The organism is Pseudomonas sp. Irchel 3E20 (assembly GCF_900187645.1).
Lineage (GTDB): Bacteria > Pseudomonadota > Gammaproteobacteria > Pseudomonadales > Pseudomonadaceae > Aquipseudomonas.
On record NZ_FYEE01000001.1, the window covers coordinates 527150 to 542868 of the forward strand.

The 15719-nt window shown below is 62.7% G+C and carries 4 protein-coding genes; all 4 read right to left on the bottom strand.

Annotation, left to right across the window (positions count from 1 at the left end):
• Positions 1 to 64: 64 nt before the first annotated feature.
• The 4 genes from CKW13_RS02275 to CKW13_RS02290 are packed head-to-tail and all read right to left on the bottom strand — an operon-like array spanning position 65 to position 15668.
• On the bottom strand, positions 65 to 2785 hold the full coding sequence (locus tag CKW13_RS02275) for an RHS repeat-associated core domain-containing protein (RefSeq protein ID WP_095106549.1): 2721 nt from the start codon (positions 2783 to 2785) through the stop codon (positions 65 to 67).
• The gene (locus tag CKW13_RS02280; protein ID WP_095106551.1) at positions 2782 to 7338 is read right to left on the bottom strand and encodes a SpvB/TcaC N-terminal domain-containing protein; all 4557 of its coding nucleotides are present in this window, start codon (positions 7336 to 7338) and stop codon (positions 2782 to 2784) included. Before CKW13_RS02280 ends, CKW13_RS02275 begins: the two co-directional genes overlap by 4 nt.
• The gene (locus CKW13_RS02285) at positions 7338 to 12134 is read right to left on the bottom strand and encodes a neuraminidase-like domain-containing protein (protein WP_095106553.1); all 4797 of its coding nucleotides are present in this window, start codon (positions 12132 to 12134) and stop codon (positions 7338 to 7340) included. The genes CKW13_RS02280 and CKW13_RS02285 overlap by 1 nt, the downstream gene beginning before the upstream one ends.
• 3 nt (positions 12135 to 12137) lie before the next feature.
• Entirely contained in the window at positions 12138 to 15668 is a 3531-nt protein-coding gene (locus CKW13_RS02290) for a Tc toxin subunit A (RefSeq protein WP_095106555.1), read from the bottom strand.
• Positions 15669 to 15719: the final 51 nt, after the last annotated feature.

Below are 15719 nucleotides of genomic sequence, written 5' to 3' on the forward strand. Positions count from 1 at the left end.
CCCGCGTGCTTCATTGATCCGGCGACGTTGCGTGGTGATCGGGCGCTCTGGCGGATGAGTGAACTCAAGTGGGTGGACGCAACACATCTATCGCCCGCCCTATTGACACAATGGGCCTGGCGAACGTTATCAAGTCGTCATGGCTCAGGTGCGCCTCATGCATTCGGTTGGCCCCTCCGGTCTGGTTGTAGGGGCTGAAGTCAGGTGTTTGGTCGAGATGTTTGAGCAGCGGTTCGTTGTTCAACACCATGTTTTCAAGCAAGGACACGCCGCGTACATCGGTGGCGTCAATTTCATACAGGTAGTACTGGGTGGGGTGGTAAGCCGCGTACTCCAAAACCCCCGTCAGGGATTCGGCCACTATCAAGGCATCGCCGCCGATCATTTTGGGGATGGCGGTAAATTCGTCCGAGGGCTTGAAGCCCTCGCGCGCCACTTCGGCGGGGGTGCGCCGATCCGCCCGGTAGACCTTGCCGCCAAAGTTGCCGCGGGCCAGCAGGTTCCTGTTGTTCAGGCTGTATTGGAACTGAGGCGTGTGAGTGTTTAAACGCTCTAAAAGGCTGTGTTGCTCGGCGGTCGGTGGCGGCGGGTTCAGGCTTTCGGGGGTTGCCGGGTTACTGGTGTCGGAGGGGGGCGGCGAGCCTTGGCTTTGCAGGGACGCCGGCGAGTCCTGGGTCTGCATCGCCTCCTCGTCATCGCTGTGTTCCGAGGCCGGGGAGGCGATGGGGGGCAAGCCATATTGGTAGCGCAGGCTTTGTTCGTGTTCGACGAACTCGTCCAGTACCCGATCCAGCGCCGGATCATCGTCCTGCCACATACGCCCATCGGGGTCGGTGCGGCTGATGGGGTTGCTGCCACAGAAGCCGTAGAGGTTCAGCCCATCCACCGCCCCCGCCGGGTCGGCGCTGGCCCAGCGCTGCAACCACGGCGCGTAGTAGCGGGCGCCGTAGTAATAGAGGCCGCTGCTGTCGCGCTCCTTGCCTGAGTAGCGCACCGTTTTGTACTCGGCCTCTAGCTGGGAGCGGGCCGCTTGCCACGCGGTGCCGCCGAACGGGTAGTAGCCCTCGCGGCTTATCACGTGGGCCTGTTGGTCGAGTTCGGTGTCCAGGGAACCTAAGGGGTCGGTCAGGCTGTAGCGCAGTTGATCGGCGTCGATGCCGTCGGGTTTGCCCGCCGCCCAGTGCAGGCAGCGCACATGGATGTGGCCTGCTTGCAGGGTGACCACGTGCAGCACCTGCTGCTCGCCGTCCACCGTGCGCACTTCTAGGCCCGTCAGGTAGCGCACTTCGCGGATGTGTTCGACCGCCGCGGCCCTGGCCCGTTGCCAGGTGCGCAGGCGTTGGCCGGTGCTGTCGTAGACGTAGCACTCGCGATCATCGTCGCCGTGGGCGCGGGACACTTGGGTCAAGCCTTGTAACTGGTTGCGCACGGTCCAGGCCAGGGCCTGCCCGCCCGGTTGCAGGGTGAGCAGGTTGCCAGCGGCGTCGTAGGTCATCTCCAACTCAGCGCCCTGGCCTTTTTGCCAGCCCAGGCAGCGGTTGCTCTGGTCGTGCGGGCGCATGTGCACGGTGTGGGACTGGCCGGGCAGGGCGCTGACGTGGGTGAGGCGGGTCAGGTTATTGCCGTTGTCGTACGCGAACGTTTGCGTGTAGCCGCCCAGGCGCGTGAGGTCGATGGGGCTTATCAATGGCGGCAACTGCGGCTGGGTGCTGGCGCCGGGGCCCTCCAGGCCGGTGGCGCTGGCCAAGCGATAGAGGCTGTCGTAGGTGAAGGCGCGGCTGCCGTCCAGGCGTTGGTTGGCGGCGTAGCGGATGGCTTGGGTGTGGTCGGTGAGGGCGATAACGTTGCCGACCGGGTCGTAGGCCTGGCTCAGGTGTTGAAACACCGTGCTGCCCTTGAACGCCTTGAGTTGCCTGAGGCGGCCATCGGCCGGGTCGAAATCGGTGACGCTGACCACGCCGTTCCCCGCCACTTGCGCCTGGATCTGGCCATCGGCGTTGTACTCGATGCCTTCCACCAGGGTTTGCACGGTGGCTGCACCGTGCAGTTGCAAGGCCAGGCGCTTGGGGCGGCCATCGAGGCCGTAGGTCAAGTGCTGGCGATGGTTGCGGGCGTCGGTTTGCTCCAGCGGGACGCCGCTGGCGTTGTAGCGCCATTGGGTCAGCCAGGTGTCGGGTTCCAGCAACGCTTCCTGGCCGGCGGCGGTGGGTGGCCAGTCGGGCATGTCCAGGCCCTTGAGAAAGCGTCGGCCCTGGCGTAGGGGCGCGCCATTGACGGCGTACTCATCCATGCTCAGGCGCCCGGCGCTGTCGTGCTCGGCTACCAGGCGCCCGCATTGGTTGTGCTGGGCGTAGGCCGCCGAGCCGTCGCCATAGGTCAAGCGCTGCACGGTTTGGGCGGGGCCGGCGCGGGCCTGTTCGACAATGGCGGTGGGCCGCAGCAGAGGGTCGAATGTACTGCGCTGGTGGCTGCCACGTTGGTCCCAACGTTGCAACGCCTGCCCGGCCACACCCGGCAGGTCGATGCGCCAGCCGCTGTCGACGCTGATACTGCACAACACCGCCCCACCCAGGCTGTACAGGTTGTTCAGGTTGGCTTGTGGCCCGTTGTGGCGTGGGTCGTATTGCGCCACCACGTGTGCGGCGGCGTCATGGTGCTGGCGGCTGACTTGGGCTTGCGGTGCATCGGCCGCGGTGGCGCGCAGGTACTGCACCTGGCGCACCACCAGGCCCCGGCCGTCAATCGCGGCCAGGGTCGGGGTGTGGTGATGCACGCCGGGGTTCATGCCTTGGCGTCCTTGGCCTTGCGTGCCATGACGTCTTCATAGGTGTCGTTTTTGTCTTCGGCAATGGTGTACCAACCCAGGTAGGTTTGGCGGTCTTCTAGGTCGTCCTTGGCGGCGACGGTGCGTACCAGGCGCCCAGGTGCGTCGTAGTAGAGCCGGTCGCAGTAGCCGTGCTGGCGAAAGGATTGGTCGTTGATGTAGCGCGTCTGGTCGGCGAAGTACGGGCGATAGACCCGTACTGTCACGCCCTTGTTGTTGTATTCGACCCGTTCGCTGACTCGCCAGCGCCGTGCGGCCTGCTGTTGCACGGGTTTGCCGTCGGCGCCCAGTTTCAGCGCGCCGTTTTCGTCCACCACGTAGGCCAGGCCCGGCTCGACTTCCTGTTTGGTTTGCAGGGTGCGGGCAAAGCCGTCGAAGCAGGCGATAGCGATGCGTACCTGGGCCTCGGGGTCGCCGGGGTAGCGGTCGGCTTGCAGGGTGGCGACGTGCACTGGCTCACGCTGGGCAGCGTCGAGTTGCTGTTGCAGGATCACTTCGTTGGGCGAAGGGTTTTGCAACCCCAGCATATGCTGGCGGGCACGGTCGCACAGGTGCCCGCTGGGCAGGATGAAGCCTTCGGCCCTGGCCCAGGTGCGCCACGCCTCGGGCGGCGGTGAGGCCTGCGAGATCCGGCCCATCCAACTGAATGGGTCGGAAAATATCGCAGTGGCGTACTCGCCGATCGCGGCCACCGGGTTGGCAATGGCGGTTGCCGGGCTGCGGTCGGCGGGGGGCACGTAATCGGCTAGGGGCTTGAAGCCCACTGGCAGGCCCAGTTCGGTGCCATGGAAGCTGCTGACCTGAATCTCGCCCAGGGCGTTGTAGCGCGCCTCTTGGATATTTTCGTTGGGGTCTTGGATGCGCCCGGGCAGGAAGGTGCGGTAGTCGATGTCCAGCACCTGCGTGACGCAGCCATCGGGTAATTGCACGGCTGTTTGCAGGCACCAGTAGGGGTCGTGGGTGACCTGGGTGATGCCGTGGCTGAGGGTCTGTTGCACGTGGGTGATGCTGTAGAAATCCTCCAGCTTGGCGTAGGTGGCAAAGCCCTGGCGCACCGACCACAGGTTGGTCTTGTTGTCTTCTTCCTGGTCGTACGGCAGGAACAGCTTCATCGGCTGGTAGCCGACCTCGGGTTCGAGCAGACGCGCCTTGAGGTCGAAATTCGGGTCGATGTCTTTGACCCGGTCATAGGCGCTCAGCGCGGTGGCATCGAGTTCGGCGTGCTCTTCGTAGTCGGGCAGGGCCTCGAAGGTGGCCGCGCCCACGGGCAGGGTAATGCCGCTGTCCGGGTGTTTGTAGCGCTGCAGGCTGAGGCCGGTGAGCACGGCTTGTTGCGCCCAGGGGCCGCCGTCCTGGCTCAGTTCGAGGAATTTTTCGTGGCACAGGTCATTGGCGTGCAGGTCGGTTTTGGCCAGCACCAGGGCATTGCTGCGCGAACGGTACGCCAGGCCCAGGCGCCAGGCTTGGGGGTCGTTTTGGTGGATGAACCCGACCTTGGCCTGGGTCAGGTACCAGGCCTGCTGGGCCTCGTCGTGGGTATCGCTCCACCAGGTGTTTTGGTAGGGGTCGCTGAAGGGTGGCGCGTCGCTGCGGGTTTTACGTCGCGGGCAGTAGACCACCCAGCCGTGGGTCAGGGTGCCGTAGTCGTCCCACTCCAGGTTGATGCTGTGCTGGCACAGCGGGTCATCGGCGACGGATTGTTCGTAGTGCAGGCTGCGCGACTCCAGTGTCAGTGGTTGCACCACGGCGTAGGGCTGGTGCTGCCCCGCCGGGCGCAAGAGGCGCACCAGGTAGCGGTGCTGCTGCACGCCGTAGGGCACGGCGGGAGCGTCAGCGTTGTAGATTTCGCTGCGCAGCACCGAGCCGCTCAGGGCCCGGGCGACTTCCCGGGCCAGGGTGTCGTCGATGGGGTCGAGCCCTTCGCTGGCATGGTCGCGGCTGTGGTAGCGCTGCACCAGGGTCGGGCGCAGCGCCGCGGCGCCAGGGTCGCCGGCGTAGCCGTCGCTGGGCGGCATGTCCACGGCCCGGCCGGTGTGGAACCAGGTTTTGCTCAGCACGGGGGCGGTAAAACCGTCTTCCAGGCGTTGGGCCGGGGCGCCTTCGGTATCGGTTTGCAGCAGCAGGCCGAAGCCGCGGAACTCGCGCTCGTGGCGGTCGTAATAGCCCTGGCGGTAACTGAAGTGCTGGCTCAGTTGCTGGCCGCTGATTTCATCCAGTTGGGTCTGCTGGCTGACCAGGTGCAGGGCGAAGGGCAGTTCGCATACAGGCTCTTGCTGGGCGGCGCGCAACTGGGCTTTTTCGTCGAGCCATTCCTGGGCTGAACTGCGATAGCTCACGCCGTTGCGGGCGCCCATGTTGTTGTTGGCGCGGCTGAGCAGGTAGGGCTTGGCCTGGACGAAGTCATAGCGCCAGTGCCGCGGCGACATGTGCGGCACGCTCAGCACCAGGCTGGAACAGCCCAGGCCTTGCAGGTCGGCGAAGCTGACTTCGCACAAACGGTCGTAGCGCACACCCTCGGGCCAGGGTTGGGTCTGGGGCGTGTCGGGGTAGCCGTTGCCGGCGTGGTTCATGAACACCTCAAAGCCATCGCTCTTGAGGTAGATCAGGTCGGCGGCGCCGGAGCCATCGAGGTCGGCCAGGCGCACCTGCGCCGCCTCGAATTCTTCGTAGGCAAACGGCAAGGTACTCAGTACAAAACCTTTGCCGAAGCGCCCGTGGCCCAGGTTGGGCCAGCATTTGACCTCGTTGTGGCGGATGCGCACCAAGTGTTGTTGGCCGCTGCCCAGCACATCGCTGAAGGCCACCAGTTCCGTGGGGGACGGGCTGAGCAGCGGGAGGGCATCGTCGTCGTCCCGGCGGGGCACATCCACACCCCGAGCAAAGCCATCCTCGCGGCGGCTGGCGTAGAGGCGCACGCTGCGGCTGCCGATCAGGGTCAGGTCCGTGAGGCCATCACCCACCAGGTCGGCCAGTTGGGCCTGGGGGTGGAAAAACTCCGTGGGAAAGGCGTTGAAGGGCACGAATTGGGACCAGGTGCGGTCCGGGTTGAGGGTGAAAAAACCACTCATGCCGGGCATCGCCACGACCCAGTCGAGCTTGCCGTCGCCGGTCATGTCGCTCAGGGATTGGCGCACCGCTTTGCTGCTGTCGGCCGCGGGCAAGTGGGGCAGCAATTTCCATTCGTCATAGCGCACTTGATCGCCGCCGTCCGGGCCGCGCTGGGGTTCGCGGTAGTACCAGGCCTGGTCGATGCGGTACAGCACACCGGGCAGGCCTTCGCCGTAAAGGTCCACCAGTTGATAGGCCTGGCCGTCATTCAAACCGGGCATCGACGGGAATGGCGTATAGCCCTGGCGGTCGGCCACCAGGGCAAAGGGGTTGTAGCCGTATTCCATGGGCGGGCGGTTCTCTACCTGGCCTCGGCCGTCATAGGCTTGCAGGTGGGCGGCCGTGAGGTGGTTGTAGCCCAGCGCGTCGCTGCGGTGTTCCAGCAGCAGGCGTTGTACCAGCACCGGGTGCTGCCCCAATTCGGGGAACTGGTGGAACAGCAGCACCTGCCGGCACAGGCGCCGGGTGCCCAGTTCAAAACCGTAGGCGTAGTTCCAGAACGGGTCGCTGCGCACCTTCCAGGGCCCGAACACATCGCCTTCAAGCCCATAGGGCGGGCCATAGGCGGGTTTTTCCGTCAGCTCGGCGCTGCGCTCGCCGTAGTCGAACAGCAGGTGGAAATGCCAGCGCACGGTGCTCCAGCCGTCGGTGCTCCATGAGTAGAGGTCGGCGCTGGCGACCTCGTTGCCGTAGCACACCCGTTTGAGATAGCGCTGGGCGCGGTAGTCGCGAAACTGCGGGCCAACCGGCGCTTCGGTTTCGGCCAGGTACTCATACACCACATGCTCACCCCGGCTGTTGAGGCTTTCGTCCAGCAGCCACACGCCGACCCGTTCGTGGGCGTTGGGGTCGGCGCGGCGTGAGGCGAGGGTCTTGCCGTACAAGTGCAGGCTGCCATCGGCACCATGCAGCAGCCAGAACCCGGCTGCGTCGGCGTTGGTGGCCCAGTGCTCGATCAGGGTGAAAGCGCCTTCGACTCGTGGGTGGTAACGCACCACCCGGTGTTCGCCCACCGTGACGCCGCGATACTCGGACACCGTGCGGGCCACGGGTTGGCCATCAGTTTCATTGCGCTCGGGCATCCACACGTCGCCGTCGGGGCCGACCGCCAGGTCGCTGCCGTCATAGCGCGGCACGCCTTTGGTGGTGCGCAGGGTGATGGCGTTGGAGCTCATCCGCCAGCCGATGCCGAACGGGCTGTTACCCACGTCGCTGCTGTAGCCCAGGCCCAGGTTCGGCACCAGGCTGCGGTTGGGCGCCCCGGAAATCGGCAGCGGCAGCTCCAGCGACGCCGCGCCGCTGGTGCCCACCGCCCCCCAGCCCTTGCCGATGCTTTGAATCGCCCCGCCGCCCTTGGGCAGGGCGGGGGCGTTGACTTCCAGCGCAGAGGTAGTGGGTTCGTTCATCACTGGCCTCCGCGGCGGCTGGTGTAGCTGAACTTGACGATGATGTCAGTCAGGGATTCGAGCATGGCTTTTTGCGTGCCGCCGTGGCCGGGGAACGTCAACTGCCACTTGGACACGGCGCCGGTGTACTCGAAGGGCAGGTACTGCTCGTCCTGAAAGTTGAGGCTGAACATCCCCGAATCGTCGATGCCGCTAGACAGCGCGATCTGTTGGCTGGCGCGCAGGTTTTCCTTGGCCACCGTGCCGGCTGCGTCCATCTGCACCGTGCTGTAGGTCTGGGCCAGGGTCGCCCGCACATCTTCGTAGGGCCCCAGCAGCACCGGCAGGAATACGCTGATGGTCTTGATCCGGCGCAGGTAGTGGCCGGGGTAGTCGGCCTCGAACATTTTCTGGGTCAGTTCGAATTCACAGCTGCCGGTACTGAGCAGATCCGCGAGGATGTCCGCCCAGGGCTTGTTGATCGTCGAATCGCTGTCCTTGTCCTTGAGTTGGCGCAGGGACACGGTTTTGCGGATCTCCAGGTCGCGCTCGTTGCTCAGCAAGCGGCGGGTGTTGAGCTCCAGCAAGCCGAGCTTGAGGCTTTCACCCGCGCCCAGGCCGCGGTAGCTGGCGTTCCAGGCCGAAGCATTGAACACGGAAGGGCGCCGGTAGTCAGCCTGCTCGTAGCGCCACGCTGCCTCCGTGGCCTGGCACAACGACTGGGCAAAATTGAACGCCTGGCCGTACAACCGGGTGAACTGGTTGTTGAGCCAGTCGTAGGTCTGGCTTTTGCCAAAGCGCTTGTTGCCGAGCAGGTAGTCGTGGGTGGCCTTGGCCTGTTCCAGGCTGGTCTGGGCCATACGCAGTTGCAAGCGGGTGGCTTTTTTCTGCTCCTGGAAGGCGTCGAGTTGGGCCTGTACCTGGGCGGCTTCCAGGGTGGCCTGGTCGAGGGCTTGTTGCCATTCCTGGGCGCGGCGATCGAATTGGGCTTTGTACGAGAGCGTGTCAGCCGTGTCGCTCGCCACCATCGCAGTGCTGCTAGTGAGGAGGGCGGCCGCTCTCGCAGCTGCTTCGCTACGACTACCTCCGGCAGCCACGCCAAAAATGTTAGGCAGCAGCTTCAGGAGTTCCCCTCCCGACTCTATTGTCATGGCAGTAATCCTTGCGACCCGAGAGGACAGGGAGGAGGCGCCGGCCGATATCTCTTCAGGGAACATGGTCAAATTTTGGTAGTAGCCAACCCGCTGCTGGATGATGTTCTGACTCGCCTTCAACGCCAGCTCGTTCTTGTTATCGGTTTCCCCAGCCTGCACCTGAATATCCACGGCGATTTTCGCCAGGTTCCACGCCTGTTGCTGTTGCAGCTCCAGGTACTCGGCCTGTTCCTTGCGCTCGATCAGCGACAGCAGGGTGGCGCCGAACTGGATCACCACCTCTACCGCGTTCATGCAATGGGCGTAGAGGAAGTTGAAGCGCGTGGGCGCGATGCTCGGGTTCAGGTATTGGTTGAGCGCCGCGCCCGAGAGCCCTGCGGCGCGGGCAGCGAGCAGGGCGCGCGGGTCCAGGGGCGGGGCGAACAGCGGCAGGTGCAGGGCGTTGCCGGCCATGTCCAGGTTATGGCGCAGGTTGTACAGACGGCTTTCGGCCAGGTCCCAGCGCTGCACCAGTTCAGGGTTGAAGGGCAGGCGCAGGTAGGGGTTGTCCACCGTGGGCAGCGACGGGTCGTCGGCCCAGGGGCGCAGGCACAGCTGCGGCACCACTTGCGGGTGCGGCCCGCCAAACTGGGGCCGGGGGTTTTCCAGCAGGTATTGCTCACGCATCAGCAAGCGCTGCTCGAAGTTGCGCAGCTCGGGGTTGGTGGCATCGCTTAGCGCCTTGAGTTTGATAGGGGCCCAGGTGTCCACCGTTTGCACATCCGGGCGCGGCCCCAGCAGGTCCAGCACCTGTACGTAGCCGAGCTTGGCCACCACCAGGGCATCGGGGGTCAACTGGCGGTAGGCGCTGTCGGCGCGGCTGAGGAGGATATCCAGGTATTGCAGATACAAGGCCTTGCGCAGGTGCACCGGGTGGCTGAGGCCGATTTGGTGCGGGTCGTTGGGCGCTCGGGTGGCGTGGCTCACGTCTTCTTCGGTATCCACCAGATGGGGCACCAGCGGCACGGCATTCCAGAACGGCGGATGGCCGCTCTCGCCCTGTTGGCGCATGGGGTCGAAGAGGTAGGCCAACCAGTGCAGCGCCTCGTCGAACTGTTCTTCCTTGTTCAAGCGATAGGCCACCAGCCAGGGCAGGTACAGGAACAACTCCAGGAAATACAGATAGTAGGCCCCGGCGAAATCCATCAGATCGTCACCGCTCAAATGTTCAATGGGTGGTTCTTTAAGGTGCTGGGTTTCCCAGGACAGTAGGCTGTCCATGCCTTCCTCCGCGCGCTGGATCAGGCTGCGGGCGAAGGTGGTGTTCATCCGGATGGGTTGGCGATAGTCCGTTTCACTACCGTCGGAAAACTCGATGCTTGAGCCGAAGAAGTCGATGGACTCGGCGTCGCCCAGTGTCGTACTGGGGTTATGCAAAATCATCGGGGCGATTTGCTCGGGGGTCTCGGAACTTTCGCTCCAACCCATTTCGACTATTTTGAATGCACTGCCCAGATAGATAGGACCCCCCAAATAATAGGCGCTGTAGACGGCGATACCATGAATCAACCGAATCGAGTTATGCCCGTCTGGCCAGTCAACAGGCCAATCTTCCGGTAATAGCGTATCGCGGTTAATTGGGAATGACAGAGAGAGGGCGTCGTTCTTTTCTATGGTCTGGCTAATAGTGGATCTGGCTAGTTGACGTAGGTCGTTGAAGTTTTCTGGAATGTCAGAGGGTTTGAGTGGGTGCAGAATTAGATGGCTATATAGAAGCGGCCCTGTTATCTCGACTGTGGTGCGGCTGATTTTTATCTCATTTATATTGTTTTTATAAAGCTTGGTAATTTTGCTTGTGTTTGTGTTTTGAGGATTTTTTAGAATAAATTCGAGGGTTTTTCTCGAAATTGAAGTTTTTATTAGTGCGGTGCTTTGTCCGGAGTTAATAGGGGGGATCATAAATGAATTTATATTGTTCTGGGTAACTATGAGTTGGCTGAACGGTTTGTCCAACTTGTCAAATGTATAGAGTACAGGGGGCGTCTGATTGTAAAAGTCCGTGTTCAATGCGGTGATTGTTGACCCTGGCAGCAGGGTGATCCATTCATTCGCGTTATCGTTGGAGGCAACAATAAGGTCGAATTTGACAAGTTCTCGGAACTCGTCAAAAAGCGTGATGGTAAGTGTCGTGTGGCTGGTGATGTTGTCGGTTACTCGCGATGTTACTTGGATGGTCGAACTTTCCGGGTCATAGCGAATATCATTGGTAGTGAGGCTGGCTATCGTCGACTGCAAACCTTCGTAGTTCCATAACGCTTCAGGCGTCGTCGGTACGGGCGGTAAAGTAATAGTGCCGAACTGTTGTTTTCCATGGGGCAGCCAATACTGGAAGCGGCTGGCGCCATTTTCGTCGTGTGCAAATAAGTGGCCTACCCTGCGTACGTGGGCTTCGTCATCTTGTATTGGAATGGAACTTTGAATGACAGGGGGTGGGTTTACATAACCCTCAAAAGGGAATAGGGGCGTGAGGGTGAAGTTTTTGTCGATGCGTAATGTTCTAAGGAATGTATAAGAATCCTTAGCGCCATTGTCGGCATTGCCATGGTGGTGGCCATAGTACAGTGCAAGAAATAGCGTTTCCGGGGACGTTGTATTGTCGTACACCGCGATGGTGTCGGTTGCTTGTTCTACCAAGTGGGGGTCCAGTTTGGGGTCGAACATGTCTTTGGAAGTGCCGTACTCTTCAATATAAGTACGGGGTGTGCTCCAAGTGTTGTCGTATTTTTTATAGGAGCCATACAGCCGAAACAGTGGGCTGGCGGGGGTGGTTTCCCGCACTTGTGCATTGGGTGCTGCCGGGCGGGGGTCTTCAAAGGTCACATCGGCCCAGAAGATGAACAAGCGGTTGTTGAACCATACCGGGCGCACGCTGTGGGTGATGGCATGTTCGCCGATGGGCACGTTGGCCTTGTTCCAGTCCGACCAGGCCGCAGGCAGGGGTTTGTCGTACTTGGGCGCAGGTTGGTCGGGGGAAAGGGCGGGGGCCTTCTGCGGGCGTTGACTCATGTCCAGGGAGCGCCAGTAAAACTGGTTTTCCGCCGGCGACTTGGCGACAAAGTAGTAGGGGCTGTTGGCAAAATCCTGGCCGTCGATATAGCCATTGAGGCATTTGAGGTTGGCGATTTCCTCGAAGCGCGCCAGGTATGCCAGCACGGCGGCTTGCACGGTGTCTGGCTGGATTTGGGCCTGGTTGATGTCGTTTTCCAGTTGCTTGAAGTTTTCGGTGCGGGTCTGGCGCAGGGTCGGGTCCAGGTAGATGGACGGGAAGTAGTGCAGTTGCTGGTTGGCGGCCCACAGCGGGTATTGATACATCTCTTCGCGCCAGCGCTCCAACTGCTCGGGGGTGAGGCTATTGGAGGCGTAGCCGGGTTCCATGTTCATCAACATGCCGTGGATGTATTGCTGCAGGCTGGCGATGGCGCAGGCCACGGGGCTGGTAGGCACGTCCTGGCTGACCAGCACGTCGAGCAGCAGGTACTCGTAGAGATCGTTGGCGGTTTCGATGCGGTGGTTCAGTTGCAGCTCGATCAAGGTGGGGTCGGCGGGCACCACTTCGTGCAGGTACATTGCCACCAGGGCATCGCGCAGGGATTCGTTGAGCTGTTTTTCAATAGAGGCGGTCATGACTCACTCCTTGACTGTCAGGGTGCCCGGCTGGGGCGCAGAGGCCGCGGCAATCACGGCCTGGCCGACCTTTTTCCAGTCCGTGAAGGCGCTTTGGGGCGTCAGCGCGGTGGCGGCGAGCAAGCCACGGGTGGACAGGCCGCTGGCCAGGCAAGTGGCTTGGCAGCGGCGCACCCAGTCCACGTCGGCCATGGACGTGGCGTGTTTGGACGCCAGCAGGTCGGTCAGTTGTGCGACTTCCTGCTCGTTCCAGGCCAAGAGGTAGGCCAGGGCGGCGTTGGCGTTTTCGGCGACGTTGGCCCGTAGTTGCTTGTTTTTCAGTTCGGCTGCGGGCGGGTTGGCCATCACGAAATAGCTGAGCAAGGTGGCTTCGGGCAGAGGCTGGGAGCGCTGCCAGTGGCCGAAGCGTTCCAGCAGGTAGAGTTCGGCCAGGGCCGGTTTTTGCGTGGCCGGTGGGTTGTAGCCCGAGGCGCCGAGCCAGGTGGGGTGAAGCAGGAACAGGCGCAGGGTGCTCTGGCTGATTTGCAATGCCAGTGCCGCTTCGCCATGGCGCGCGACCCGCGAGTACAGGAAGTTCAAACTGCCGTCGTTGAACAGCGCCGCGAGCAGCAGGTCGTAGACCGAGTCCTTAGCCCAGGCCAGTACGGGAGGGGTCAATTCCTTGGGCAAGGCCAGGGTTTCCTGCAGGAGCCCTTCGATCAACTGCTGCTGCCGGTCGTGTGCGGCGATCACCAGCGGCTTGAGGGTTTGCACCGCTTGGGCCTTGACCGCATCGGCCAGGGTGAGCCGGCCGACCACGGTGACCAGCGCGGTTTCGAAGTGTTCCGGCACATCGCTGGCCAAGGGCAGCGCTAGGAACAGGCCTTTACGGTCGATCAAGGGTTTTTTCGCCGCGCCGCCTTTTTCGTCCAGCAGCACGTTGAACCAGTTGATGGCAGGCGTGCCGGCGCCGTCTTCCTTGGCGGGCAACGCTAGGGTCGCCAGTTCCTGCGGGGTCAGCACCGCTTGGGCGGCGGCGTCGTGCAGTTGTAGCAGGCGTTGGGCCAGTTCTTGGGAGATGGGCGTCTTGTCGCGGTCCAGGCCCAGCAAGTGGCGCAGCCGCGGCACGCTGAGGTCGATTTCTCGCAGCCAGCCCAAGGCCCAGTCCATTTGCAGCAGCACGTCGAGGATATCGGTGCTGCCTGCCGTGGCCTGGTCCGCCAGGGTGCCGCGGCTCAGGTGGCTGCGGTACGCATCGCCACCCAGCACCTGGGCCAGGCCCAGGGTGTCGGCCGGCGACAGGCTGAACATCTGGCCGATTCGCGCCTGGCGGTACAGCGACGACACGGTGGTGAGGTCGCGCGTGAGCGCCTTGAAGTCGGCTAGGGTTTGGCGGGCCAGCAACAGCAACGAGTCTTCGGCCGGTTGCAGGCCGAGCCCGGCGGCGAGTTGCAGCAGGGTTTTCTGTGCGGCGGGGGTGGCATCCAGGGCGAATGGGGTCTGGTCCAGCACCAGCGGTGTATCGAATACCTGCAAGCGGTTGAATACCTGGTCGAACAGCGGCAAGCGATCGTCCGTGTTGTAGGGCGTCAGGTCATGCAGGAATGCGGCGAATTCCTCGGGCGCCAGTTTGGGGTAGCGGCGGCTCAGGTACTGATACAGGCCTAGGGCTCGCAGGGTGTTGGCGGTCAGTTGCAGGCCCAGGTTCAACGGGCTTTCGGCGCGGATGGCGCTGATAAGCAGGGTGTCCAGCTCGGTGAAAGGGATTTGCGTCCAGCGTTGCAGGCGGATCATGCGTTGCATGCGGTCCAGGCGGTCGGGTGAGGTCTTGGTGATGCGCCAGCCGTTGTGATCGCCCACCTCGTAGGGCACCAGGGCCATGGCGTTGTCGTACTGGTCGTTCTGGATGGAAGTGGCATCCGGCGTGGTGGCGGTGTCGTAGTTGCCCGAGCCGGCGCCGTTGACATAGCAGGCGCCGTAGTGGGACGAATGGGGGAAGCCTCTTGAGTAGCCAGCCCCCGGGCTGGCGGGGTTTTTGCTGGGGACGTTGGCGGACAAGCGCGGGAAATGCCGGCGCTGGGCCAAAAGCCGTTCCAACTGTTCGGAATTAAGGGCTGTGCGGTGCATGAACTCGTTTGCGTCGGTCAGCGAAGGCGCGGTGATCGAGAGTTCGCTGGCGCCATAGTGCGTGGCGAAAAATGCCTGCTCTTGTGCGTTGAGGCTCAAGTGTTCGTCCAGGGTCAGGGTGAAGCTATGTTGTGCGACCCTTGCCCCTGCACGATCTACTTGTACCTGGAACGACACGCGATAGCCGTCAGCGATGTTGGGCTCAAGGGCTGTTTTCAGCAGGATGCTCATGTTCGCCGGTTTGCTAGATGCCGGGTGTGTCTGATTCAGCACATACCCGCCCGTTGAACCGATGCGGTTCGAATTCAGAAAGAACTCCACCGGTTTGTCGGGGTTTGTCGCGCTGTTGAATGTGAGAGGCACGGTGGTGTTTCCACTGCCGGAGCCTGGTGCATCGGCCTGTGGCGTGACCACGCCGACCCCAGGTTGATCCTTGGGCAACAAAAAAGACGTGTTCTTGTTGGTATGTATGGCTGAAAACTCGGGCGCGGGGCTCGCCCATGGCTGCCCGGCTGCGAAGTCGTTGAGGGCCAGGTAGAACGTGGTAAACGGCGCCTCCTGGGTCAGTAACTGCTGCTGCTCCGGCCCCAGCCCCGACATCAGTTGCTGGGCGATGGCGCTGTCTTGCTGCACACGGCCGTAGGCGTCGCTGGCGGTGGTGCTCAGGGGCAGCTTGAGGCTGATGCGCAGGTTCAGTTCGCCCAGCCTGGGCTTGCTTCCCGTCAGGCCCTGGACGCATTGCTGGTGGTGCAGGTTGTAAGGGAACTCAAAGGGGTAGCGGCGGCTGGCGAGCACTTCATAGAGGTCTTTGTTCTTGTCCGGGGTGCTGGCCAGGTGGGCATTGATGGTTTTGCCCAGGATGTCGTTGACGAGGTCGAGCATGGGCAGCGGGGTGAAGGTGCTGTCTTGGTCGATCAGCAAGTCCTTGAGGTCGGGGCGGCGTTTGTCCAGCAGCGCGCGGGGTGGCAGGTCGGGGTCCAGGGGGGTGGCCTCCAGTTCGCTGGCAAAGTTGTACAGGCGGCTCAGGTAGGCCACCGGCGAGTCGATGGCGGCGATGGCGCCGACGGAGCAGAAGTCGTCCCAGTTCTCTTTGAACAGGTTTTGGTACGAGGCGCCGATGCTCACCAGCGAACGCACGCCCGTGCGCTGCCCGGCGCTGGACCCTTGCCCTGATGAGGTTTGGTGTTCGCGGTACTGGCGGGCGATCTGCACCGCATACGACATGGCATTGTCGTAGGCCTGCCCGGCGTCGGCGTCACTGTATTGACTCAGCTGCGCGGCAAACACCTGGCGCGACAAGCGGATGATGTCGAACACCGAGGTCAATCCCATCTTCTTCATCGCCACCTTGAAGCTGTGCCGGCCGCTTTTGGCGCGAGTGCTGTCGTCGACGAGGGCTGGGAGTGAAGGGGGATTTTTCTCGTCCATGAAGCGCTCCTACCTTTGAAGGGGGCAGGCGACGGCATGCCCGGCAGGGTT

What these genes read in the sequence shown, in the direction of transcription:
- CKW13_RS02275 (WP_095106549.1), bottom strand. Translation starts at nt 2,785, where the DNA reads ATGAACCCCGGCGTGCATCACCACACCCCGACCCTGGCCGCGATTGAC.
- CKW13_RS02280 (WP_095106551.1), bottom strand. Translation starts at nt 7,338, where the DNA reads ATGAACGAACCCACTACCTCTGCGCTGGAAGTCAACGCCCCCGCCCTG.
- CKW13_RS02290 (WP_095106555.1), bottom strand. Translation starts at nt 15,668, where the DNA reads ATGGACGAGAAAAATCCCCCTTCACTCCCAGCCCTCGTCGACGACAGC.
- CKW13_RS02285 (WP_095106553.1), bottom strand. Translation starts at nt 12,134, where the DNA reads ATGACCGCCTCTATTGAAAAACAGCTCAACGAATCCCTGCGCGATGCC.